The 20,399-nt window shown below is 57.6% G+C and carries 21 protein-coding genes; 7 read left to right on the top strand and 14 right to left on the bottom strand.

All coding sequences use genetic code 11. The features are described from left to right. Nucleotides 1-166: 166 nt before the first annotated feature. Entirely contained in the window at nt 167-412 is a 246-nt protein-coding gene (locus QF010_RS01120; RefSeq protein WP_033061983.1) for a DUF1652 domain-containing protein, read from the top strand. Nucleotides 413-502: 90 nt separating this feature from the next. Then, nucleotides 503-679 (top strand): hypothetical protein, encoded by a 177-nt coding sequence (locus tag QF010_RS01125; protein ID WP_429532383.1) that lies wholly within the window; start codon nt 503-505, stop codon nt 677-679. Here the strand turns inward: QF010_RS01125 and QF010_RS01130 are convergent. Both QF010_RS01130 and QF010_RS01135 read right to left on the bottom strand, forming a co-directional pair. Beyond that, nucleotides 664-4,065: a bifunctional diguanylate cyclase/phosphodiesterase gene (locus QF010_RS01130; RefSeq protein WP_429532384.1), complete on the bottom strand. Its 3,402-nt coding sequence runs from the start codon at nt 4,063-4,065 to the stop codon at nt 664-666. The genes QF010_RS01125 and QF010_RS01130 overlap by 16 nt on opposite strands. Nucleotides 4,066-4,161: 96 nt before the next feature. Further along, on the bottom strand, nt 4,162-5,028 hold the full coding sequence (locus QF010_RS01135; RefSeq protein WP_033061984.1) for a patatin-like phospholipase family protein: 867 nt from the start codon (nt 5,026-5,028) through the stop codon (nt 4,162-4,164). Nucleotides 5,029-5,177: 149 nt separating this feature from the next. On the opposite strand from QF010_RS01135, the gene QF010_RS01140 reads away from it, so the two are divergent. The 5 genes from QF010_RS01140 to gbdR (QF010_RS01160) all read left to right on the top strand — a co-directional run bounded on the left by QF010_RS01140 (nt 5,178) and on the right by gbdR (QF010_RS01160) (nt 11,027). Continuing rightward, nucleotides 5,178-5,393 (top strand): hypothetical protein, encoded by a 216-nt coding sequence (locus QF010_RS01140; RefSeq protein ID WP_033061985.1) that lies wholly within the window; start codon nt 5,178-5,180, stop codon nt 5,391-5,393. Between the two features lie 133 nt (nt 5,394-5,526). Further along, entirely contained in the window at nt 5,527-6,564 is a 1,038-nt protein-coding gene (locus tag QF010_RS01145; protein ID WP_429532385.1) for a GGDEF domain-containing protein, read from the top strand. A gap of 405 nt (nt 6,565-6,969) precedes the next feature. Continuing rightward, the gene (gabP, locus tag QF010_RS01150; RefSeq protein WP_429532386.1) at nt 6,970-8,376 is read left to right on the top strand and encodes a GABA permease; all 1,407 of its coding nucleotides are present in this window, start codon (nt 6,970-6,972) and stop codon (nt 8,374-8,376) included. A gap of 34 nt (nt 8,377-8,410) precedes the next feature. Further along, nucleotides 8,411-9,502 (top strand): choline metabolism transcriptional regulator GbdR, encoded by a 1,092-nt coding sequence (gene gbdR, locus QF010_RS01155; protein ID WP_429532387.1) that lies wholly within the window; start codon nt 8,411-8,413, stop codon nt 9,500-9,502. Between the two features lie 421 nt (nt 9,503-9,923). Next, entirely contained in the window at nt 9,924-11,027 is a 1,104-nt protein-coding gene (gene gbdR, locus QF010_RS01160) for a choline metabolism transcriptional regulator GbdR (RefSeq protein ID WP_033061990.1), read from the top strand. Between the two features lie 69 nt (nt 11,028-11,096). On the opposite strand, the gene QF010_RS01165 is transcribed toward gbdR (QF010_RS01160), so the two are convergent. The 12 genes from QF010_RS01165 to QF010_RS01220 all read right to left on the bottom strand — a co-directional run bounded on the left by QF010_RS01165 (nt 11,097) and on the right by QF010_RS01220 (nt 20,332). Further along, complete coding sequence (locus QF010_RS01165) at nt 11,097-11,921, bottom strand: DUF4198 domain-containing protein (protein WP_033061991.1); 825 nt, start codon at nt 11,919-11,921, stop codon at nt 11,097-11,099. 8 nt (nt 11,922-11,929) lie between these two features. Next, entirely contained in the window at nt 11,930-12,235 is a 306-nt protein-coding gene (locus QF010_RS01170; protein WP_033061992.1) for a hypothetical protein, read from the bottom strand. A gap of 30 nt (nt 12,236-12,265) precedes the next feature. After that, nucleotides 12,266-13,237: a metal ABC transporter solute-binding protein, Zn/Mn family gene (locus QF010_RS01175; RefSeq protein ID WP_429532388.1), complete on the bottom strand. Its 972-nt coding sequence runs from the start codon at nt 13,235-13,237 to the stop codon at nt 12,266-12,268. Further along, nucleotides 13,234-14,139, bottom strand: coding sequence for a metal ABC transporter permease (locus tag QF010_RS01180; protein WP_033061993.1), 906 nt, complete (start codon nt 14,137-14,139; stop codon nt 13,234-13,236). Before QF010_RS01180 ends, QF010_RS01175 begins: the two co-directional genes overlap by 4 nt. Next, complete coding sequence (locus QF010_RS01185; RefSeq protein ID WP_429532389.1) at nt 14,136-14,816, bottom strand: metal ABC transporter ATP-binding protein; 681 nt, start codon at nt 14,814-14,816, stop codon at nt 14,136-14,138. Before QF010_RS01185 ends, QF010_RS01180 begins: the two co-directional genes overlap by 4 nt. A gap of 23 nt (nt 14,817-14,839) precedes the next feature. Continuing rightward, nucleotides 14,840-15,772, bottom strand: a complete 933-nt coding sequence (locus tag QF010_RS01190; protein WP_429532390.1) for a metal ABC transporter solute-binding protein, Zn/Mn family — start codon at nt 15,770-15,772, stop codon at nt 14,840-14,842. Beyond that, the gene (locus QF010_RS01195) at nt 15,769-16,518 is read right to left on the bottom strand and encodes a DUF6162 family protein (protein ID WP_429532391.1); all 750 of its coding nucleotides are present in this window, start codon (nt 16,516-16,518) and stop codon (nt 15,769-15,771) included. Before QF010_RS01195 ends, QF010_RS01190 begins: the two co-directional genes overlap by 4 nt. After that, entirely contained in the window at nt 16,518-17,006 is a 489-nt protein-coding gene (locus QF010_RS01200; RefSeq protein WP_033061997.1) for a DUF6644 family protein, read from the bottom strand. Before QF010_RS01200 ends, QF010_RS01195 begins: the two co-directional genes overlap by 1 nt. Nucleotides 17,007-17,038: 32 nt before the next feature. Next, nucleotides 17,039-17,527, bottom strand: coding sequence for a DUF6644 family protein (locus QF010_RS01205; protein ID WP_033061998.1), 489 nt, complete (start codon nt 17,525-17,527; stop codon nt 17,039-17,041). A gap of 20 nt (nt 17,528-17,547) precedes the next feature. Next, complete coding sequence (locus QF010_RS01210) at nt 17,548-19,056, bottom strand: alpha/beta hydrolase domain-containing protein (RefSeq protein ID WP_429532392.1); 1,509 nt, start codon at nt 19,054-19,056, stop codon at nt 17,548-17,550. A 33-nt stretch (nt 19,057-19,089) separates the two neighbouring features. Beyond that, nucleotides 19,090-19,872: a hypothetical protein gene (locus QF010_RS01215; protein WP_033061999.1), complete on the bottom strand. Its 783-nt coding sequence runs from the start codon at nt 19,870-19,872 to the stop codon at nt 19,090-19,092. 67 nt (nt 19,873-19,939) lie between these two features. Continuing rightward, complete coding sequence (locus tag QF010_RS01220) at nt 19,940-20,332, bottom strand: DUF6152 family protein (RefSeq protein ID WP_033062001.1); 393 nt, start codon at nt 20,330-20,332, stop codon at nt 19,940-19,942. Nucleotides 20,333-20,399 lie beyond the last annotated feature (67 nt).

The following is a 20,399-nucleotide window of genomic DNA, read 5'->3' on the forward strand; positions in this document are numbered from 1 at the left end:
TCGGCAGTGTAAATAGTCGCAGGTATCTGGTCACGCGTTATAGACGTATGGAGTATTGATAAAAGCTGGATCTAACCGATTGAGGTCTTGATTTGGCAGGCATTACTGAGCTCGCCTATATTTATAAGCAGATTTCTAACAACTGTGACTCGTGAGGACGTAAGTCATGATCTCCGCGCTTGAACTTCGCCACATTATTGAGTGTGGCTTTCTGCCTCTTTCCTGCACCTGCACAACCAATCCTGATGGATCGCTCATGATCAAGGTGTTCGATCCGTCGAACGGCCAAGTTGAGCTAGTGGTCACAGCGGTCACGACAGAGGGGCTGACTTCCAGTCGTGCAATAGCGAATCTGCTCGGGGAGCTACGCACTGAAATGGCCAGTAGAAGCACGATGATCGCTGAAGGCTGACGAGCGGCAGTCAGTGGCGAATCCTTGTGCCTTCGGATGGGGCAGTGCGTCGGGTGATCACCTGATGGCGATTCACCCAGGAGGGCTGGGATGAATACTGAAAAGTTCAAAGACGACCTTCAACAGGCGTGCTCGGAACTCAAAGCCGCTACCACCCAGGTTATGGAGCTGGTCAGGGCGGGGAAGGCGTTCGGTGATGCGTGGCACGCTGCAATTAACCGGGAACGGAAGGCGAGTTCGCAGGTAAAAGGTCACGACGTTAAATGATTATTTAACCAGGATTCGAAATCTGCTGCCGGCATCGGACGTCCATAAAGATAACCTTGTCCCTGGTCGCATCCTATTTCCTTCAGAAAAGTGTTTTGTTCGATTGTCTCTACACCTTCTGCAATGATTTTGAAGCCAAGAGCATGTCCTAGCGCCACAATCGTCTTGGTGATGGCGACATCACTTTTGTCAGCGGGTAAGTCAGAAATAAAGGATCGATCAATTTTCAGGCTATTGATGGGTAATAGTTTGAGGTAAGCCAAGGATGAATATCCCGTACCGAAATCATCAATGGCCGTTGTTATCCCAAGGCTTTGTAGTGTGCTCAAGACCTCTCTGGAATGCTCCGGGCTCGCCATCATCAAGCTTTCAGTCACTTCCACCTCTAAGACAGTTGCAGGCAGGTCATATTCTTCCAGCGCGCTCCTGAGTGTTTCGACATAGTCACTTCGATCAATTTGTAAGGCCGCTACGTTTACCGCGATGACCCCGTGCAGGATGCCAAGGTCAGTCCACCGCCTGATATCGCTGCACACCCTGTCGATAACGTGTTCGCCAATTTGAATGATCAATCCCGTACTTTCCGCCAAGGGAATAAAATCGGCGGGGGATACCAATCCATGAATTGGATCGCGCCAACGAACGAGCGCTTCTGCTCCTGCGACTTCATTGTTCAAGAGATTGATTTTGGGTTGGTACCAGACTTCAAACTCGTGATTAAGCACCGCTCTTCTCAAGAAGCGCTCACTGTTCATTCTTTCTTGAGCTCGCAAGGTCATTTCAGGCTGGTAGAAGCGATAGTCATTACGTCCGCTTTCTTTAGCGCCATACATCGCCGTATCGGCTTGCCTGAGAAGCTGCTCAGGCGTTTCGGCATCATGAGGCGCCACCGAAATTCCAATGCTGGCAGTCAGAAGGGTCGAAACCCCCTTTAAGTCGAAAGGCTCCTGAAGGGACAGGAGGAGCTTCTTCGCAATGATGATGGCATCCGTGGGGTCAGTCAGGTTATTCAGAATCAAAGCAAACTCGTCGCCCCCTAAACGAGAAACAGTATCCTCTGATCGGACACACGACAGGAATCGAGTCGCTGCCTGCTGTAGAAGCAAGTCCCCCATTGAATGGCCCAGACTGTCGTTTACCGTTTTAAAGCCATCAAGATCCAATACAACCACGGCCAGCGCTTGGTTGTAACTCAACGACAGGTCAAGCGAGTGCTGCAACCTTTCATGGAACAGCGATCTGTTAGGTAATGCTGTCACTGGATCGTAATGCGACATGCGTTCAAGATCAGACTGCGATTGATTGATGGCTGAAATGTCAGAAAACACCGCCACGTAATGAGTCAGTTTTCCCGCATCGTTGTGGACGGTGTTGATGGTCAGCCATTCAGGGTACATTTCTCCATCTTTTCTTCGATTCCAGAGTTCCCCACGCCAAAAGCCGGTCACTTTCAGGCTTTTAAGTATGTTGCGGTAAAACGCGTTGTCTTGTTTTTCGGTAATCAGAATGCTGGGCTTGAGTCCTATCGACTCTTCTGCATTAAATCCTGTGATTTTGGTAAAGGCCGCGTTAACAGACAGTATGTGGCCACGGGCGTTAGTGATGATCACACCGTCAGCCGTGTGATCCAATACGATGCCTGCGAGACGAAGTTGCTCGGTGTTTTGTTTGATTCCCGTAATGTCTGTGGAAATCCCCAGGATCCCTGTGGGTTGCCCATCAGCGCCTCTTAGTACGCACTTGGTTGTCAAGTAGGTGTGTGTCTTTCCATTTTTTTTGAGCTGATCCTCAAAGCGAAGAATACCCCCGGTCGAAAGGACCTTTTTATCGTTTTTGCGCAGGATCCTGGCTTCTTCAACAGGTAGGTGATCTTCACGCAACTTGCCTTCCATCTCTTCAAAGGTAAAGCCGGCAGCCTGTTCAAACATGTGGTTACAGAGCCGGAGTTTTCCTTCGGTGTCATAGACGTAAATGAGAGAGGGGGCGTTATCGACGATATCCAGCAGGAGTGCTTTTTGGGTAAGTAACGCTTCCTCCGCTTCTTTCCGATCGGAAATGTCGCGTACCACCGCGTAAATCATAGGCTTGCCTGACAGGGTCACCGTGCAGAGTGTTATCTCGGCAGGAAAGACAGTCCCGTCAGCTCGCTTGTGCAGCCACTCGAAGCGATGAACGCCGTTTTCCAGAGCCGTTTCCAGCATGGCTTGAGCTTTGATCTCCGTTGCCTGGCCATCGCCCTGCAATTTAGGCGAGATGTCGGTTGCCTTGACCCTATGGAGCGACGCCAAATCCTGAAAACCGAAGACCTTTATTGCCGCAGCGTTCGCCTCGGTACAAATGCCTCCTCGACCCAGGATGCAGATTGGATCGGGTGAACGTTCGAAAAGGGCACGGAAGCGAGCCTCACTTTGCATCAGAGATAATTCAGCGGCCTGGCGCTCTTCGATTTCTTTAGTCAGTTCGGTATGACGTTGACGGATCACCCTATGGCTTTTGCTGAGCTGTGCAGCGAAATAGGTAAAAAATCCGGTGCAGGTGAGGGCAAAAAGAAAGAGAGGGGATTTTACGAGGGGGCTGGCCGGCCATCCATTTATAGGTAATGCGGCAAGTTGCCAGGTGCCACCAGGCACGTCGACAGCAGTGGTTATCGCGTCTTTCTGAAAAATCTGAGAGTCGCCAAAAATCATCCCCCCGTTGGCACCCGACCCATCTTCACCGCGCAGGGCTACCTGCAGACTGGTCGCTTGATTCATCCCGCCAGCGTCGAGTAGCTGGTCCACATCGGCAACGACAGAAGCGTTGCCCCAATACTGGCCTTCACCTCCAGAATCGCCGACAAAGACCGGGCGACGATGGATGAATGCTCTACCTCCTTGAACCAACTCGACAGGCCCGGCCAACAGTGGGGCTTTTGTTTCCTGAGACCGCAAAACCGCTCCATATTGAGTGGGTATTTTGCGGTAATCCAAGCCTAAGACGCCCTCGTTTCCCTTGAGGGGAAAGACGTTGCGCACCACATCGTCGGGAGCAAGCGCGATGTGGTGGATATGGGGTTGTGATGCCATGGCCTGCTTCGACATTCCATCGAAGTGCTCAGCAGTAATTCCTCCATCCAGCGTCAGTAGCTGTGCGATACCCTCTGTCACATCAAAGGTAGAGCGTATTTCGCTCTCAAGATGTTCCCGCACGTTAGCTAATTGGGAAATGACCTGGGCTTTCGCTTCGTGTGATTCCTCTCGAACTTGCAAGGTGCCAAGGGTTACGGAAAGCACGATCCCGGTTAGCAAAATGCTGCTTGGCAAAACGAGTGTGCGCCACGAACTTTGGCGCCCTTGGGCTGTTGCGGCTCGATCTGATTTTGCGCTTCCGGATCGTGATTTTTCCAAAACGTCAGTCCCTGGATTCGGTTATTGAAATAGCACGGGTTAAATAAGGTATTGCACTGAGTGCCGAGTGTCTCTTTTATCGGTAATTCACATCACTCAATGCTCATGGGCATGTGAATGGATAGTCAGGGCACCAGGCACTTTGGTGCGTTCGAGCCCCCCATGTTCCAGCCACCGGAGGGTCTGCTCATAGGCGCGCTGCAGCAAAGACTCGGTCTGGTCAAAGTTGAACACCGAGACATCCACAGGGCACAAGGGCGGGACGATGTGCAGGCTGGTGAGCGTGCGGAAGTGTTCGATGTCGCTCACCAGTTGACGCATGCTCATCAGATTGACGGTGTGCAGGGCCAAGGCGACCAGGCCTCGGGGCGGTTGTGTGAGGGCGCAACTCACGCCGGTGGGGATGACCACAACGTTGGTGGCTCCCAAGGCTACGGCAGTCGAAATAGGTGTATTGCTTGCCACGCCGCCGTCAACCAGGAACTGATCGGCGATTTGTACGCAGGGGAACACCAGCGGAATGGCAGCGCTGGCCAGTAACGCCTGCTCGAGTTCGCCACTGGAAAGAACGGTCTCGGCACCACTGAGCAGGTCGGTGGTAACGATGTACAGGGGCAGCACCGCCTCCTCAATGCGATGAATGGGCAGTGCCTGACCCAGCAATCGGTGCAAGGCCGCCGGCTGCAACAGAAAGCCCCGCCGTTTGATCAGTCCTCTACAGGTATCGAGCCAGGAGAGGGGAAAGATGTCATTTTTACACAGCCCCCGCCAGAACCCGGCGAGCGCCTCGACGCCATCGGAATCGGGCCTTGCGGCAAAGTAGGCACCGTTGATAGCGCCTACCGAAGCGCCAACCACCATATCGCATCGAACATGGGCCTCAACCAGGGCCCGCAACATACCCACCTGCACCGCACCCAGACTGCCGCCGCCAGCGAATACGATTGCGGTTTTGGTCGCCATGGTCGAAGTCTCGGTGCACAAATGTACCGAATGAGTGTAGCTGACGGATCTGAGCCGCAGCCGGTGATTCAGGCCAGTTCGTGCAACTGAAATACTGACGAAACATTCAGGCCATATGATTCGCGTCACTGAAATCCAGGGAGCTGGAGATGAATCGACCATTAAGAAGCATGCGCAAACTGCTCGACTCCGTTGCCAATAACAATGAGGTAGCGGCGCTCGATATGATGCGCGCAGCAGAGCAGCTAAAGGACGAAGTGCTACGCCAACGGTTGCTCAACATGATTCACCGACTCAACCAGGACGCTATTGACTTGCGAATGGCGCGTGACGATATCCAGGGCGGAGCCATAAAGCTCGCGTGATCGGTCTCGGTGACGTCTCTTGGTTTGTATGCCTGAGTCAAGGGCGCGTTGTTATGTATGGCTGCTGGGCGTCTGTAAGGATATGCTGCCGCCGACTTCATACATGCCAATAAAAACCAACCACAGTGACGTTATGAGCCAATCAGAGACGCGTGCGACTGCCCTAGCGCTGTATCCAGAGGATTCCCGCGAGGCGGCGGCTTTGCTGAAGCAGGCCGTACCACTGATGGTGCGTCACAACATTCCACCCAATCCCGTTCACTATGCGCTCTGGTACACCTACAGCAAAGGTCAGGAGCCAGAGCTTAATCGCCATCTGGACAGGGTGGTCAAAGACTTCGACTGTTTCCCTCCAGAATCCGCTACGAAGCTTTTTCGCGACTACATCATTCGTGACGAATTGGAGGAGGCGCGCGCAGGGCAGCAACAAGCGATCGATCTGGTTGACGACATGGAGCGTAATGTCTCGCGTAGCGTGAATGGCAGTTCCAGCTTTCAAGCCAGCCTTGGCCATTGCATGGAAATGCTCGCGGAGCCGGTTGACCAGAGGTTGCCCGCCATTCTGAGCGAGCTGCAACAGAGCACCCAGGTCATGCAGGATCAGCAAGAGCTTTTCCTGTCCCAGTTGCACTCAGCGCAAAATGAAATCAAGCGTCTGAGAGACAAGCTCGAGCGAGCCCAACTGGCTGCCTCTGTGGATGGTCTGACCAAGGTGCTGAACCGGGCTACCTTCACTCGCTTGCTGGAGCATGCCTTGATCAACGCTCCTCAGGGGGTGGCATTGGTCATGCTGGATGTCGATCATTTCAAGCAGTTCAATGACCGGTATGGCCATCCTTTGGGTGACCGCGTACTTGAGCATGTTGGTCAGATGTTACGGAGCTCAATCCCGCCTCAGGCCCTGGCGGCACGCTATGGGGGTGAAGAATTCTGTGTAGTCCTGCACGAGTGTTTTGATCTCACCAGTGCTCATACGTTTGCTGAGCAGATGCGCCTGAAAATTCAGGCACTGCGGATCAAGGTTCGTGGCACGGATGAGGTGCTGGACACTGTAACTGCATCTTTTGGTGTCGCCCTCGCCAAAGCGGGTGACGATGTGGAAAGCCTTCTGACTCGTGCCGATGATGCGCTCTATCAAGCCAAGCGCAGCGGGCGCAACCGAGTGAACTGAAGCTGGCGTTCGGACGCTAGCTGCAATCACATGGCTCCACAGGATAGGGCGATGCGATCTTTCGCCCCGTGTGGGCGCCAACCCCAGCGAACCCTATCGGCGCGGCGTTATAGCGCTCAAAAGGCTGGTCGACGACCTGGCTAACCGTCTTCCATCAGAGACCCTACGCACGGGCGCATGTCGAGATCAGACTCACGCATGGCGCGCTCAGGCTACTTGCGTGGAAGACCGGACGCGTAAGGTGGCGTGTCATTTCATGTCAGTGCGCAGTTGCGAAGACGGATGGGGAATGCTCGAAAGCGTTGAGGTTGACGGCTTTCGATAAGGGGCAACAGGAAGAAGTGATGATCCCCTGACCCTCAGTCATCACGCTCTAACGTCGATCACCAGAGAACAAAAAAAACAATGAATAGCCTGAACTCCAAAGATTCGAACGGTCAGTTGGCACAGGGTTTCAAGCCACGGCACGTCACAATGCTTTCTATCGCGGGGATTATTGGCGCAGGTTTATTTGTTGGCTCAGGTCATGCCATTGCTGCGGCCGGTCCGGCGGTATTGCTGGCTTATCTGTTCTCGGGCCTATTGGTCGTTCTGGTGATGCGTATGTTGGGTGAAATGGCGGTTGCCAACCCGGACACCGGATCTTTTTCCACCTATGCCGATCAGGCGATCGGGCGTTGGGCAGGCTTCACCATCGGCTGGCTTTATTGGTGGTTCTGGGTGCTGGTGATTCCGATCGAGGCGCTCGCGGCTGGCCATGTGTTGAACCAATGGTTCCCACAGATTGATACCTGGTTGTTTGCCTTGCTGTCGATCGTTCTGTTGGTCGTGACCAACCTGTTCAGTGTGTCCAAATACGGCGAGTTCGAATTCTGGTTTGCGATGGCCAAGGTCGTGGCGATCATCGGGTTTATCGGCCTTGGGTTTGCGGTGCTGATGGGCTGGATTCCCGAGCGGGAAGCCAGCGGGTTAAGCCGACTCATGGAAGAGCATGGCGGGTTTGCGCCCAATGGTTTGTCAGCGGTCGTAGGCGCGTTCATCACCATCATGTTCAGCTTCATCGGTACGGAAGCAGTGACCATTGCAGCCGCCGAATCCAGCAACCCTGCGCAGAACATCGCCAAAGCCACGCGCTCGGTGATCTGGCGCATCGGGGTGTTCTATTTGCTGTCCATTTTCGTGGTCATTTCCGTGGTGCCCTGGAATGATCCGTTGCTGGCGTCCGTGGGCTCTTATCAGCGGGCACTGGAGCTGATGAACATTCCGCACGCCAAGTTGCTGGTGGACATAGTGGTGTTGATTGCCGTGGCCAGCTGCATGAACTCGTCGATTTATATTTCCTCGCGCATGTTGTTTTCGCTGGGCAAGCGCGGTGATGCACCGAAACCGCTGAAGGTAACGTCGTCGGCGGGCGTGCCCCGGGCGGCAGTGATCGCCAGCACCGTACTGGGTGCCGGTGTGACCTTGTTCAGCTACTTCATGCCCGCCGGTTTATTCCAGTTTCTGCTCGCCAGCTCCGGCGCCATTGCGTTGCTGGTGTACCTGGTTATCGCCGTGTCGCAATTGCGCATGCGCAAGATTCTGCGTCGGAAGAACGTCACGCTGAACTTCAAGATGTGGTTGTTTCCGTGGCTCACCTGGTTTGTCATCGTCTTCATCAGCGCGGCGTTGGCGGTGATGATGGTGACGCCCGAGCACCGTATGGAGGTTTCTTCGACCATTGTCCTGGCGTTGGTGATTTCCTTTATCGGCCTTGTGACGACGCGCAATCATGGGCAGCCGCAGAGGGTGGTGTCGGCGGAAAGTGCATAGCAGCCATTACCGCTCACTGCGAGAGTAATCTTCGATGGCATACGACACCTCCAGGGCCGTTCCTCTCCAAACCATTGGCTTTTTGCTGCTGGACCAATTCACGTTGATCTCTCTGGCATCTGCTGTAGAGCCGCTACGAATGGCCAATCAGTTGACCGGTCAAGAGTTGTATCGTTGGCACACTTTCAGTTTGGGGGGCGAGCAAGTCTGGGCCAGCGACGGCATGCCGATCACTCCGGATGCGTCGATCAATAGTGCGCCGATGCTTGATACCGTGATTGTCTGCGGAGGCATTGGCATTCAAAGTGCTGTGACCCGTGAGCACATTACCTGGTTGAGAACCCAGGCACGACGCTCGAAGCGGATCGGGGGCGTGTGCACAGGCAGTTGGGCCTTGGCCCAGGCCGGCTTGCTCGATGGCTTCGATTGCAGCGTGCACTGGGAATTTCTGGCGGCCATGCAGGAAGCTTTTCCGCGAGTGAACCTCAGCTCCAGTTTATTCACCCTCGACCGCGACCGCTTCACCAGCTCCGGCGGAACCGCGCCAATGGACATGATGCTGCACCTGATCAGTCGCGATCACGGTGATGAACTGTCAGCGGCCATCTCCGACATGTTTGTCTATGAGCGAATCCGCAACGAGCAGGACCACCAGCGAGTGCCTCTTAAGCATATGTTGGGTACTCAACAACCGAAGTTGCAGGAAATCGTCGCGCTGATGGAGGCCAATCTGGAAGAGCCACTCAGCCTCGATGAACTGGCAAATTATGTCGACTTGTCCCGTCGACAGCTTGAGCGGTTGTTCCAGAAATACCTGCATTCCTCACCATCGCGTTATTACCTCAAACTGCGTCTGATCCGCGCGCGTCAGTTGCTCAAGCAAACGCCGATTTCGATTGTTGAGTTGTCGGTGGTGTGCGGCTTTGTGTCCACGCCACATTTCTCAAAATGCTATCGCGAGTGTTTCGGTATTCCACCCAGCGATGAGCGCTTGGTGACGCAAACGCAACGGCAAGTGACCGCAAGACCGATTGCCCAGGCATCGTCATTGGCAAGTCCGATGAGCTTGCTGGATCAGGCACGTGATGAGTCAACATTCGCCAGTATCAAATTTCTCAAGTCCTGAACAATCCGGGTGATCAATGATCACTCGAGACGATCAACGGATAACCCGGAAACAGAAATGTTTCCGGGTTTTTTCGTTGTGACACAAGGTTGTTGTGAGCTGCGTTCGGGATGTTCAAGAACCGACCTGTGTGTGTCGGTGACAAGTAAGTTGTCGTTTCCAGGCATCCTTCCCATCACTGCTACAAAATTGCTCGCTGCTTATAAGTGGATGCACCAGATCAACCCATTTAGCTTTTGACCTTCGACCTTGCGACCCCCCAGATAGAGGCATCGTCGTGTCGTTTTTGAATTTATTGAAAGTCTATTGAGCGGCGGCGTGACTTTTGCACTGTCACTACACATAGCCCGGGTATTCAGACGGGCAATAAGAAGAGCCTGCGCCTGAGGCCAACACCCGCTTGATGTGAGGAGATACTGCAATGACGACTTTCAACTCCGGGTCGAAGCCCCAGAACCGTGCGCCTCAATCCATCGGCTTTTTGCTGCTGGACAATTTCACGCTGATTTCTCTGGCTTCCGCGGTGGAACCTTTGCGTATGGCTAACCAGTTGTCTGGTCGCGAGCTGTATCGCTGGACGACCCTCACTGCCGACGGAAACCAGGTTCTGGCCAGCGACGGCTTAAAGATCACTCCTGATGCCTCGATGCACAACGCGCCTGCCATGGACACCATCTTTGTCTGCGGCGGTGTCGGTATTCAACGCACCGTCACCCGCGCGCACGTGTCGTGGTTACAAAGTCAGGCGCGCCAGTCCCGCCGTCTCGGTGCGGTCTGCACCGGTAGCTGGGCCCTGGCGTGCGCCGGCCTGCTCGACGGTTTCGATTGCAGTGTGCACTGGGAATTTCTGGCGTCCATGCAGGAAGCCTTCCCGCGGGTGGTCATCAGCACGCGACTGTTCACCCTGGACCGTAACCGGTACACCAGCTCCGGTGGCACCGCACCACTGGACATGATGCTGCACTTGATCAGCCGTGATCACGGCCGTGAGCTGTCGGCGGCGATTTCGGAGATGTTCGTCTACGAACGCATCCGTAATGAGCAGGACCACCAGCGCGTGCCGCTCAAGCACATGCTGGGCACCAACCAGCCGAAGTTGCAGGAAATCGTGGCGCTGATGGACGCCAACCTCGAAGAGCCGATCGACCTCGACGAACTGGCCGTTTTTGTCGCCGTGTCGCGGCGTCAGCTGGAGCGGCTGTTTCAGAAATACCTGCACTGCTCACCGTCGCGCTATTACCTGAAACTGCGCCTGATCCGCGCCCGGCAACTGCTCAAGCAAACACCCATGTCGATCATCGAAGTGGCGTCGGTGTGTGGCTTCGTATCCACACCGCACTTCTCCAAGTGCTACCGCGAGTACTACGGCATTCCGCCACGCGATGAGCGTGTGGGTTCCAACACCACACAACAAGTGGCAATGATCCCGCTGCCGCAAGCCCTGATACTGTCACCGTTGTCCGGCCCGATGTCAGCGCTCGGCCAGGCTCGCAACGAATCTACTTTTGCCAGCGTTCGGATATAAAACTCAATCACGATGGGTTTTTGAGGTCATTACTCGGTTCCAGCACCTGGGCCCCCTGGGGGGCTTGTGTCATTTCATGTCTCTGGCCTGCACCCACAGCACCGCATCTTGCGACAGAGGTTTGCCCTTATGGGTTTTCGTTGTGCCGATGTCGAGCGCTGCAATGCCCCACCAGCCGGCCCGGGGCAGGCCGATGGTCACGATGCCCTGAGCGTCCGAGTACGTGCTAAGGGCTTTGAATGAAGCTTGAGGTGCCGTTACATAGTCTTGCTGGCCGAAGGCGTTTTTATCGATATCGACGGAATGGTTGATGTATTCGATCTCGATCTCGGCGAACGGAACGGGCTTGCCATCGGCCAGCACCACGGCGCGGAACACTCCGCCCGTCCAGTTTGCATAAGGCTTGCTGAGTGGCTGGATCTCAACCGGTAACCCTTGTGGTTCTGCCCAGTTGCCGGGTACTCCGCCCACATTCACGATCAGCTTGGTGAACTGTTGGATGTAGGCATCTTCCTCGGTTTCCAGGTAGGGCTCGGGTTCGAGTACGAAGATATGGTCACCCAGTGAGCGCACCACCTCCCGTGGAATCGACGCACGATAGGCAGTCGTTTGGTTATCGCGACTCTGCCACTGGACAGGCCGCAAGTATTTGCGCAGATCGATTTTTTCCCCGCCGTGCGAGCTGATGTGGCTGAAGGCGCGAGGTTCATCCATGGTCATGGTGGGGCCGCCGGAGAAGGGATGCGTGAACACCAGCGCGAACTCCAGTTTATCTGCACGCGGCAGCGCCGTTTCCTCGACGTAGAGCATCTGGAAATGGGCCTGTGCTGCGCCTGTCAGGCAGCCTAATGTCACGGCGGCAAGTGCCTGGAGCAGTCGTCGTTTGATCGGCATGGTCGATTTCACCTTGAAATGTCGGATGACTGAATCGTGGCTTGATGGTTGTCTCCGCCCATGAACACAACGGAGTAATTTCCGGCGGGGGGCTGGAAGGTGTAGCTGTTGTCTTTGTCGACGCTTCCTTCGAGCAACACCTTGTTGCTGGTGTCCTGGACATGGATTTTTCTGCCGGCGGCCGAACTGCCGTCGGTGTAACCCGCCTCGCACTTCACCAGGTCATCGCTCTCGATGTAGCAGTCGAAGACGGGGCCATGGGCGAAGGCTGCCTGGCAGAACAACAGGGCGCCTGCGATCAGTAGGGGTTTCATAAGGTCTTCGAACTCCACGGTCGAGGTTGATCATTGGAGCGGCGATTTGTGATCGCCGCTCGTATTAGGGCCAGGTGACGCGAAGGCCGTCAGCAAGGCATCCAGGTTCGAACTCAGGAGTGCTTCGTACCCGTTGGCCGCGTCGGCGAGCATTCCCGGGTTGCCGGCATCCAGTATCAACAACCGTGCGCCGCCGTCCTCGATGGCCTTGGCGATCCTGGCGTCCGGTGCCCACTTGTGGACCACCACGTGGATGTCACGCTCGCGCAGGTATCGGGTCAGTGCGGTGCAGTCGGCGTCGCTCCAGTCGATGTCCTGTCGGACGAACCAGCCGTCGACAAAAATCCCGAACTCGCCGAACAGGTAGGTGAACTCATCGGCCAGCGACAGCACGCGCAGATCCGGCACTGCCAGCAGCCGGGCACCGTAGTTGGCCTTGAGCTGGCGCAATCGGCCGTCGAGTGCGGCGAGGTTGTGCTCTATCCGAGGCGCATCGGAAGGGGACAGGCGTGCCAGGTCGGTAGCGATAATCGCCGACATGCGCATGGCGTTGACGGGGCCGAGCCAGGCGTACGGCGACAGTCCGCCATCGACGTCGCGTTCGGTTGCCCAGGGAACGTCGTTCGATGGCACGCGGGCCACGGCCACACCGGGCTTGACGGTGTCCCATGAGTGCGAGGCATCGATCTCGACGATTCGCAGATTGTGGCGACGTGCCGTGGTGTAAAGCGGATCCGCGCGCCAGAGGTTGCCCAGGGTCACCACGGCGGTGGCCTGCTGGAACACGGCGGGCACCAGGCGCGATAGCGCGTTGGCCTGGCTCTCCATGGGCACGGCAGCGTCTGCCGGAAGGCGGACGACCTTGAGGGTCGTGCCGTCGCTGAGCGTCGAGGTGAGCGCATACACCGCCGGCAGTGCGACCAGCACCTGCTGCCCGCCGGTATCCGCGAAGGCAGAAAGCGGATTGCCCAGCAGCAGTACCAGCATCCAAAGCCATTTCATACGCGGGCACCTCTGAACCGGGACCCGGTAGCGCGGATGACGGTGGTGACGACGAACACCAAAGCGGCGACGATCACGATGGCGCCGCCTGTCGGTACGGGGATATGGAATTGCATGGGTGCCAGGATGCCGACCACGCAGGAAAAGGTCGCGATCAGGATGGCGCGCACGACCAGCCCCGGGAGCGAATGGCTGATGTTGCGTGCTGCCGCGGCCGGTATGAGCAGAAGGGCTTCGACGAGCACTGCGCCGATGATTTTCAGGCAGGCTACCGTCACCAGGGTGACCAGTACGACAAACAGGTACTCGACGCTTCGCACTCGCACGCCGCGAGCATGCGCCAGGCTCGGATTGAGGCTGGCCAACAGCATGCCGTTGTACATCGGCAGTCCGAGCAGAGCACACGTCGCCGTTACCACCAGCAGCACGTTCATGTCGGTGTAGTCGACCGCCAGGATGGAACCGAACAGCACGCTTTCCATTACGTGCGTGTTGATCTTCGCCGACACGAACAGCAGCAACGAGGCCCCGACCGCCAGCGAGATGGACAAGAACACGCCGATCAGCGTGTCATTGGCCAGCGTGGTGCGGTGCTGCGTGTACTTCAGCGTCAGGGCGAACAGCAGGCAGAAGCCGAACATTGAGAAGTAGGGGGAGGTGTAGGACTCGCCGATCAGCACGCCAATGGCAACGCCGGTCATCGCTGCATTGCCGACGGCCTGACTGAAGAACGCCATGCGCTTGATCATCACCATCGAGCCCAGCACGCCCAGCAGCGGTCCGATGAGCACTGCGCAGAGCAGCGCATTGATCACGAACTCGTACTCGAACGGTTGCGGCAGGATGCCACTCGCGGCGAGCGCCTGGAGCTGGTTGCGAATCAATTCGTACAGGGCGCTCATTGGGTAGCCTCCAGCGGGTAGTCGACCTGGTCGGGCAAACCATGGAACAGCACCCGCCGGTTGATAACGGTCACCGATTGCGCGATGCGCCTGACCTGTTCCAGGTCATGGTTGATCCAGAGGATGGTGACGCCGCGGCCGTTCAGTTCGGCCACTAGCGCCTCGACCAGTCGCACACCCGGTTCGTCGATGCCGGCGGTCGGTTCGTCGAGGATCAGCAGCCAGGGCGCCGGGCTGATTGCCTGCGCCAGCAGCACTCGCTGACGCTGGCCACCGGACAGGCTGCCAAAGGGTTTTGCGCCCATTCCGGCCACGCCGGTACGTTCCAGGGCCTCGGCATTTGCCGCCTTGACGGATCGGCTTGAGCCGAGGAAGGCCGGCCTGCGTTGACCGAGAAGGGCCATGATGTCGTTGACCGTCATCGGCACGTTGCGGTCGAAGTCCGGCAATTGCGGGACATACCCCATGGGTGTCGTGACCTCGCCCTCGAACCGGACTGTCCCCGAATGCGGCATCTGGCCCAGCAGCGCGCGCACCAGTGAGGTCTTGCCGCCGCCGTTCGGGCCTACCAGGCAGTGCAGCGCACCGGCTTCTACCCGGAAGCTCACTTTGTCGAGCACTTGCGTACCTCCCAGTTGCAGGGAGACGTTATCGAACACAATGGCGGGGCCGCGCATCGCTGGTTCCTCCTTCATCGCGTTCATCGCTGCGTAAACTCAACGGCTTCGGCCAAGGTCTCTAGGTTTTCGCGCATTGCTACCTCGAATTCGTCCGGGCTGTAGGTATTGCCGGTGATGTGAGACAGCGCGAACACCTTCACGCCGGTGGCTGCTTCGATAGGCTTGGCCAGGTCGAGGGAGAAATTCTTCTCGGCAAAAAGCACACGCACATTGGCCTTCTTGATAGCGTCGATGGTGTTGGCCAACTGGCGCGCAGTCGGCGCGACGCCGTGACGCGGCTCGATCACGGCGCTCACGAACAGGCCGAACTCCTGCATCATGTAGTCGTAGCCCGCGTGCGTTGTCGCGCACCGGAACTTAGACAAATCCAGCGCGGCGAAGCGGGTCATGAAGCCGGCCCGTAGCGCCCGGATACGCGCGGCATACGCCAGGGCGTTTTGTCGATACACCGCAGCGTTGTCCGGGTCCAGTTCCCCCAACCGGCGAGTGATCTCGAAAACCTGTTGTATCGCTGCCGTGGTCGATACGAAGGTATGCGGATTGACCACCTTGGCTCCGTCCTGGCCGCCGCCGATTGGAATGAGCGCAACCGAGGCATTGGCCTGGATGATCGGCAGGGTCGCCCCGCGGCCGGCGGCCTTGATGATCTGAAAGGTCCATTCATCGTGTCCGATGCCGTTGACGACCAGAACATCGATATTCATCGCGCGGGTGATGTCATCGGGCTGCGGCTGGTAGTTGTGCGGATTCGCCTCCGCCGGGATGAGCGCAACGACTTCCGCCCGATCACCGACGATGTTTGCCACGAAGCTGTAGTAGGGATGCAGTGTGACGCCGATTTTGAGCTTCTTGCCCGAAGAGGGTGTGGTGCCTGCGAGTGCGATGGCGGGTATCAGCAGCAATAGCGCGATGCATCGGCGCCACAGTGCGCGGTGTTTCGTAGAAACGGTCATGGCTGAGTTCCTTTTACGTGTTCGACTTCGCTGGCACCGTTGTAAGGGATGACCTGGCGCCAGCCATCGCCGACCAGCGACTCGGGCTTGACGATGCCAGGGTAGGGCGCGTTCGGGTCGCGGTGGACCCAGATCGTCGCTTGGTTGGCCCACATGACACCGGCATGTGCGTGACCGATGACGAGCAGGTAGGCGCTCTGGCCCGGCGCGCGGCCGCCGGAGCCGTAGTAGACCGTAGCGCCCTGACCCTGCGAGGCTTGCGACACCTTATTGGCTGTCTGGTCCGGCGGGGTGACAGGCGCGTCGACGTGTTCGTCGCCGGAAGCGGCATGGGGCTGGTGGGTGCCAGGCAGAATCAATTGCCAGTGCACCTCGCCATTGGTCTTCCAGAAGGCGTCGCGGTAGAAGGGCGGTAGAAAAATTATCTGGGCACGCTCCAGCGTGATCCAGCCGCCGGTATCGTTGTTGAACCAGATGATTTCTTCACCGGCTGGCAGCAGAGCACTATGAATCGCCTGATCGACCGCACCCAGGCCATCGAAGGAACGCACCTGCCAGCTCAAGGTTATCGGTGGGCCGACTTTCTCGGGGCGCAGCGTTATATAGCCTGCCACGCTGGCGATCACTGCCAGGGCCGCAAGCAACAGTGCCAGCGATTCCCATCGGCCGGATACCGGACGCACCACCTTTGTGTGATCGCTGGGCATATCTGCACTGGATGCGCGACGCGGCGATAGGCGAGCCATCAGAGAAACGCGATCCAGCGGCCGAGGAACACCACGCCTGCCCACAATGCCAACGAACTGAACCCCGCGACACGCGCCTGGCTGGGAGGCGTTAGCGTTGTGTCCCATTCGGCAATGCGGCGAAAGACGCCCAAATGGAAGATCCCCATGTTGAGCCCCGCCAGCAGTAACACGCCCATCTTGCACAAGAATGCGGTGTTCTCGGCATAGGTCGTGGCGTTGGCGACGAACATGAGCAGGCCGGTAATCACGCAAGCCACGAAAGCGACCCAGGTGAACGGCAGCAAATCTTTTATCAGCCGTAGCGCGCTGCGGCGATGGGAGGCAACGCCGAGCAGCCGCAAATCCACGACGGCGATGGTCCCGAACACCAGGGCGATGCCGATCACATGCACCGACTCAAGGGTTGGAAAGGCGGAGCCCGACTCTCGGATGAAGGTGGCGACAGAGGTGTCCTGGAGGGCTTGTAGTGTTGGTTGAATGTCCATGGCGAATACCTCAGAGCTTTCGTTGAAAACGCTTAGATCGCGTAGGCGATCCAGCGACCACAGATGATCACGACGCACCACAAGCCGATCGACAGCCAGGCCAACGCCTTGACGAGAGGGGGCTTGCCATCAGGTTGTGCATCGTCGGCAGGGCGCAGAAGGGGGCGCCGTAAAAGCAAGGTCAGGGTGAACGCACTCACAACCAGGGCCATCTTCAGCCAGAAGGTCGAGTTGACGAGTACGCGATCAGGCTCGGCGATGATCATGATCAACCCCGTGAAGAGCAGGACGAGGAGCGCATTGCGCATCCACGGGTAGTAACGGCGAACGACGCCACGCAAGGGCTCGTCCGTGGCGAACACACCCGCCAGCCGAAGATCGGAGATGACCGCAGAGCCGAAGAGCACTGTGATAGCGAGGATATGAATGCTCTGGACGGTGGGTATGACCCAGAGAATGTCCCGGATGGCTGTGCTCAAAGGTGACGCATAGATCCAGGCAATGATGAGTGATGATGACATTTGCTGTTCTTCCCAATGGGTTAGAAGTCTTGAGGCGTTGCGATCGAACGCAGGCCCGCCGCATCTTCTGGCAGTAGGTAGCCTTCCTTGATCGAAAGGGTTTTGGCGTCTTCGAATTTCTGTTCGTAGTTGCTGAAGCTTCCATAACGCTGGCGAAGCTCGTCCTTGGAGTAAGGCACCTTGGTGTCGTAGATCAGGCCGCAGCCGGTCTCCTGATCAGTGAGGTAGGTCGCACTGGGCACCTGGATCCACGGCGGGCGTACGCCCCCTTGCAGGTTGCCGGTAGCGGGGTCGCGCGCGGCGGTCTTGCCATCGCGGACGACCCGCGGAGCATTCGGCATGGGTTTGCCCGCGCGTACCCATTGGTCCATGCGATCCAGAAGCGAGGAGACGACCAGCTCCGCCGGTTCGTCGTACAGCGTCCGGCACCGTGGGTCGTCGCCCTTGCCGATGTCGGCAGCGAACAGTTCGGTATGCTCCGTTCCGAGGTCAGCCAGCCGCAGATGTGGCATGCCGGTCACTTCGTAGTAGCGAACCTGCGGGCTGTCGGTGTCCGGGGGCAGGTTGATGCCTTCGATCACGTCGTGCATCAGTTCGGACTGGCTGTAGACGGTCACGAACGGCGCGCCTTCGGGCGTCTGGCGCGGCAGCCGGATGACGTCGCCGCCCACCTCTCCGTAGGCCATGCGGCCGGTCATGTAGGCATCGATCAGCGGCCTTGCGTCGGGCATACGCCATTGCTGGTGCCGGCCCTGGTCGAGGTAGTCCATCCAGACTTGCGCGGTCACGGCCCAGCTATTGACGTAGACGCGTTTAACGTCGAGACCTGCCAACGGGCTTTGCGCTGCATTGGTTTTCAGCAGAAACGCCAGTTGCGCGCCGATGCCCTGGGACTGTGGAGCGAACGGATCGGGACCTTCACCGCGGGTGAAGTGTTCCGGGTCGTAATAGCTGGCCAGTGGCGCGTAGCGTGCAAAGTCGAAGCGGCGCATGAACTCGAAGTTCACGATCCGCCCGTACTGAGCGATCTGCTCGGCCTCGGCAGCCGGGGTCTGCGAGATGAACTTGGGATCGACTGGCGGCTTGTTCACATTCAGCGTGTACCCGACGTACGCGTAGCCGCGACGCAGCAAATAGTCGCGGGTCAGGATCCATCCCGCGGCGCGTTCGCCGAACCAGCTGAACGGCTCGATCACCACCGTGCCATTGAAGCGCGCGGGGTCAGCCGGTTTGCGCACCAGAATGCGTGTGGTGTAAGGCGCCTCCAACAGGGTTTTGCCCGAGGCGTTAATCGCCGGGGCGACGCCTTGCAGGTAGTACTCCTCTTCGATGTAGCCGTACTTGTCGAGGTCGCTGTATTCGGTGCCCGGGCGTTTCGCCGATGAGAGCGGTAGCTTGCCGGAGGGCGGCACCGCGATGGCCGTGGGCATGCGGGGCACCTCGGCGAATGTGTTCGACGTGAGGATCAGCAACAGCAGGGCGCTTTGCAGCGTCGGCCGCAGGATGCTGATGGTTGTCGGTCTTTCCATTCGATCAGCTCCAGGTGGCTATTGATGAGGGGTTCACTCGAGGCTGAGGGATGCCTTGCCCTCTTTGTCGATCACGATCTGGTTGTTTTCGCAGACGTACTCTTGAATGGCGTAGCTGGATCGCTTGTATTCGAACGTGAAGCGATACGGGGTTTTGAGTACCTGCGGGTCCTCGATCACGACCTGGTTTTCCAAGTGATCCGGCCCCTTTAGTCGCATGCGTTCCGTGATCTTCATGTCCGGACCGTGCGGAACGTCGTAGAAGCGCACGTCCGTTCGCACGCGTTGTGTCTCCACGACGAGCGTGTCGCCTTCCCAGTGGCCGCGCGAATGGCCTTGATAGGTAGGGTCCAGTTTCTCTTTCGCAGGCATCGCTTCGTTCAAGAGAATCCGGCGTACCTGCTGGAGATACTCACCGAGGACGATTACTTGCTTGTCGTCGTGAATGATCTGGATCGGGAAGAGCGCCGCCATCAACGTTGGCATGCCCTCAGGCAGGCATCTGGAGCTCGTTGTGGCCAACGGCGTTCCGGCCTCGTTCGCCACGGCTTCTTTCTTCTTCAGCGCGACGTATTCGTCGGCATAGGACGCCTTAAGGTCCATCGGTCCGCCCGGGTGCACCGGGTCGTCCGGGTTCTCACCGAACCAGTCGTCTGGGGTTCTTTCCCAGGTACCACTGATGTCGGGGCGTGTGCTGACGCTGTGTTTGTCGTTAAGAGGCTTCGAAGGTGTTGCCGCGTTGCACATCCCGGCGACAGTCACGAGGGCGATGCCCACGAAGATCATTGCCGTGTTCAAGGTTCGTGTCGGTTTCATTGAAACGTCTCCACGCTGCTGGTCTGGACTGTTCGGTTAGGTCGTCATGAAGCCAGGGAAGGATTTCTCATCCACCGCCCGTGAGCACGACGTCACCGATTTTGATCTCCACGAGCAGCCCTCCTGGCTCACCGTTTTTCAACGGCTTGAAGGACACCTCGGCACTCTCGCCGGCCTTGATCGACTCAGCGCTCCAGCCAGTGCGCTGCAACGCATTGACACTGCCTGTTTCGATCTTGAATCGCTGGGCCGGTGGGCCGGGTGTATCGACGTAAATCGTGATGTGAGGATTGGTCCAGGCAAAGCGCTCGACGACACCCTTGATCGAGACCGTCTGGGTCTGGTCGAAAAGGGCGAACGAATGGTGAGCGCTGGCAATAGGTGCCAGGGCACTGCAGGCGAAGAGGGTCAGAAGACAAAGCCCCTGACGTAACAGCGGGGAGGGTGACAAAAGGGTCATGACAGGTGCCTCGGTTCTTATGGTTCTTATGGGCCCAGCATAGGGGGAGTGCGTTCAGAGGCCGTAG

The organism is Pseudomonas silensiensis (assembly GCF_050434865.1).
In the GTDB taxonomy this organism is placed as follows: Bacteria; Pseudomonadota; Gammaproteobacteria; order Pseudomonadales; family Pseudomonadaceae; genus Aquipseudomonas; species Aquipseudomonas fluorescens_W.

Excerpts from the sequence above, each read along its gene's own strand:
- QF010_RS01120 (WP_033061983.1), top strand. The coding sequence starts at position 167 with ATGATCTCCGCGCTTGAACTTCGCCACATTATTGAGTGTGGCTTTCTG.
- QF010_RS01125 (WP_429532383.1), top strand. The coding sequence starts at position 503 with ATGAATACTGAAAAGTTCAAAGACGACCTTCAACAGGCGTGCTCGGAA.
- QF010_RS01135 (WP_033061984.1), bottom strand. The coding sequence starts at position 5,028 with ATGGCGACCAAAACCGCAATCGTATTCGCTGGCGGCGGCAGTCTGGGT.
- QF010_RS01140 (WP_033061985.1), top strand. The coding sequence starts at position 5,178 with ATGAATCGACCATTAAGAAGCATGCGCAAACTGCTCGACTCCGTTGCC.
- QF010_RS01145 (WP_429532385.1), top strand. The coding sequence starts at position 5,527 with ATGAGCCAATCAGAGACGCGTGCGACTGCCCTAGCGCTGTATCCAGAG.
- gabP (WP_429532386.1), top strand. The coding sequence starts at position 6,970 with ATGAATAGCCTGAACTCCAAAGATTCGAACGGTCAGTTGGCACAGGGT.
- gbdR (WP_429532387.1), top strand. The coding sequence starts at position 8,411 with ATGGCATACGACACCTCCAGGGCCGTTCCTCTCCAAACCATTGGCTTT.
- gbdR (WP_033061990.1), top strand. The coding sequence starts at position 9,924 with ATGACGACTTTCAACTCCGGGTCGAAGCCCCAGAACCGTGCGCCTCAA.
- QF010_RS01165 (WP_033061991.1), bottom strand. The coding sequence starts at position 11,921 with ATGCCGATCAAACGACGACTGCTCCAGGCACTTGCCGCCGTGACATTA.
- QF010_RS01170 (WP_033061992.1), bottom strand. The coding sequence starts at position 12,235 with ATGAAACCCCTACTGATCGCAGGCGCCCTGTTGTTCTGCCAGGCAGCC.
- QF010_RS01175 (WP_429532388.1), bottom strand. The coding sequence starts at position 13,237 with ATGAAATGGCTTTGGATGCTGGTACTGCTGCTGGGCAATCCGCTTTCT.
- QF010_RS01180 (WP_033061993.1), bottom strand. The coding sequence starts at position 14,139 with ATGAGCGCCCTGTACGAATTGATTCGCAACCAGCTCCAGGCGCTCGCC.
- QF010_RS01185 (WP_429532389.1), bottom strand. The coding sequence starts at position 14,816 with ATGCGCGGCCCCGCCATTGTGTTCGATAACGTCTCCCTGCAACTGGGA.
- QF010_RS01190 (WP_429532390.1), bottom strand. The coding sequence starts at position 15,772 with ATGACCGTTTCTACGAAACACCGCGCACTGTGGCGCCGATGCATCGCG.
- QF010_RS01195 (WP_429532391.1), bottom strand. The coding sequence starts at position 16,518 with ATGGCTCGCCTATCGCCGCGTCGCGCATCCAGTGCAGATATGCCCAGC.
- QF010_RS01200 (WP_033061997.1), bottom strand. The coding sequence starts at position 17,006 with ATGGACATTCAACCAACACTACAAGCCCTCCAGGACACCTCTGTCGCC.
- QF010_RS01205 (WP_033061998.1), bottom strand. The coding sequence starts at position 17,527 with ATGTCATCATCACTCATCATTGCCTGGATCTATGCGTCACCTTTGAGC.
- QF010_RS01210 (WP_429532392.1), bottom strand. The coding sequence starts at position 19,056 with ATGGAAAGACCGACAACCATCAGCATCCTGCGGCCGACGCTGCAAAGC.
- QF010_RS01215 (WP_033061999.1), bottom strand. The coding sequence starts at position 19,872 with ATGAAACCGACACGAACCTTGAACACGGCAATGATCTTCGTGGGCATC.
- QF010_RS01220 (WP_033062001.1), bottom strand. The coding sequence starts at position 20,332 with ATGACCCTTTTGTCACCCTCCCCGCTGTTACGTCAGGGGCTTTGTCTT.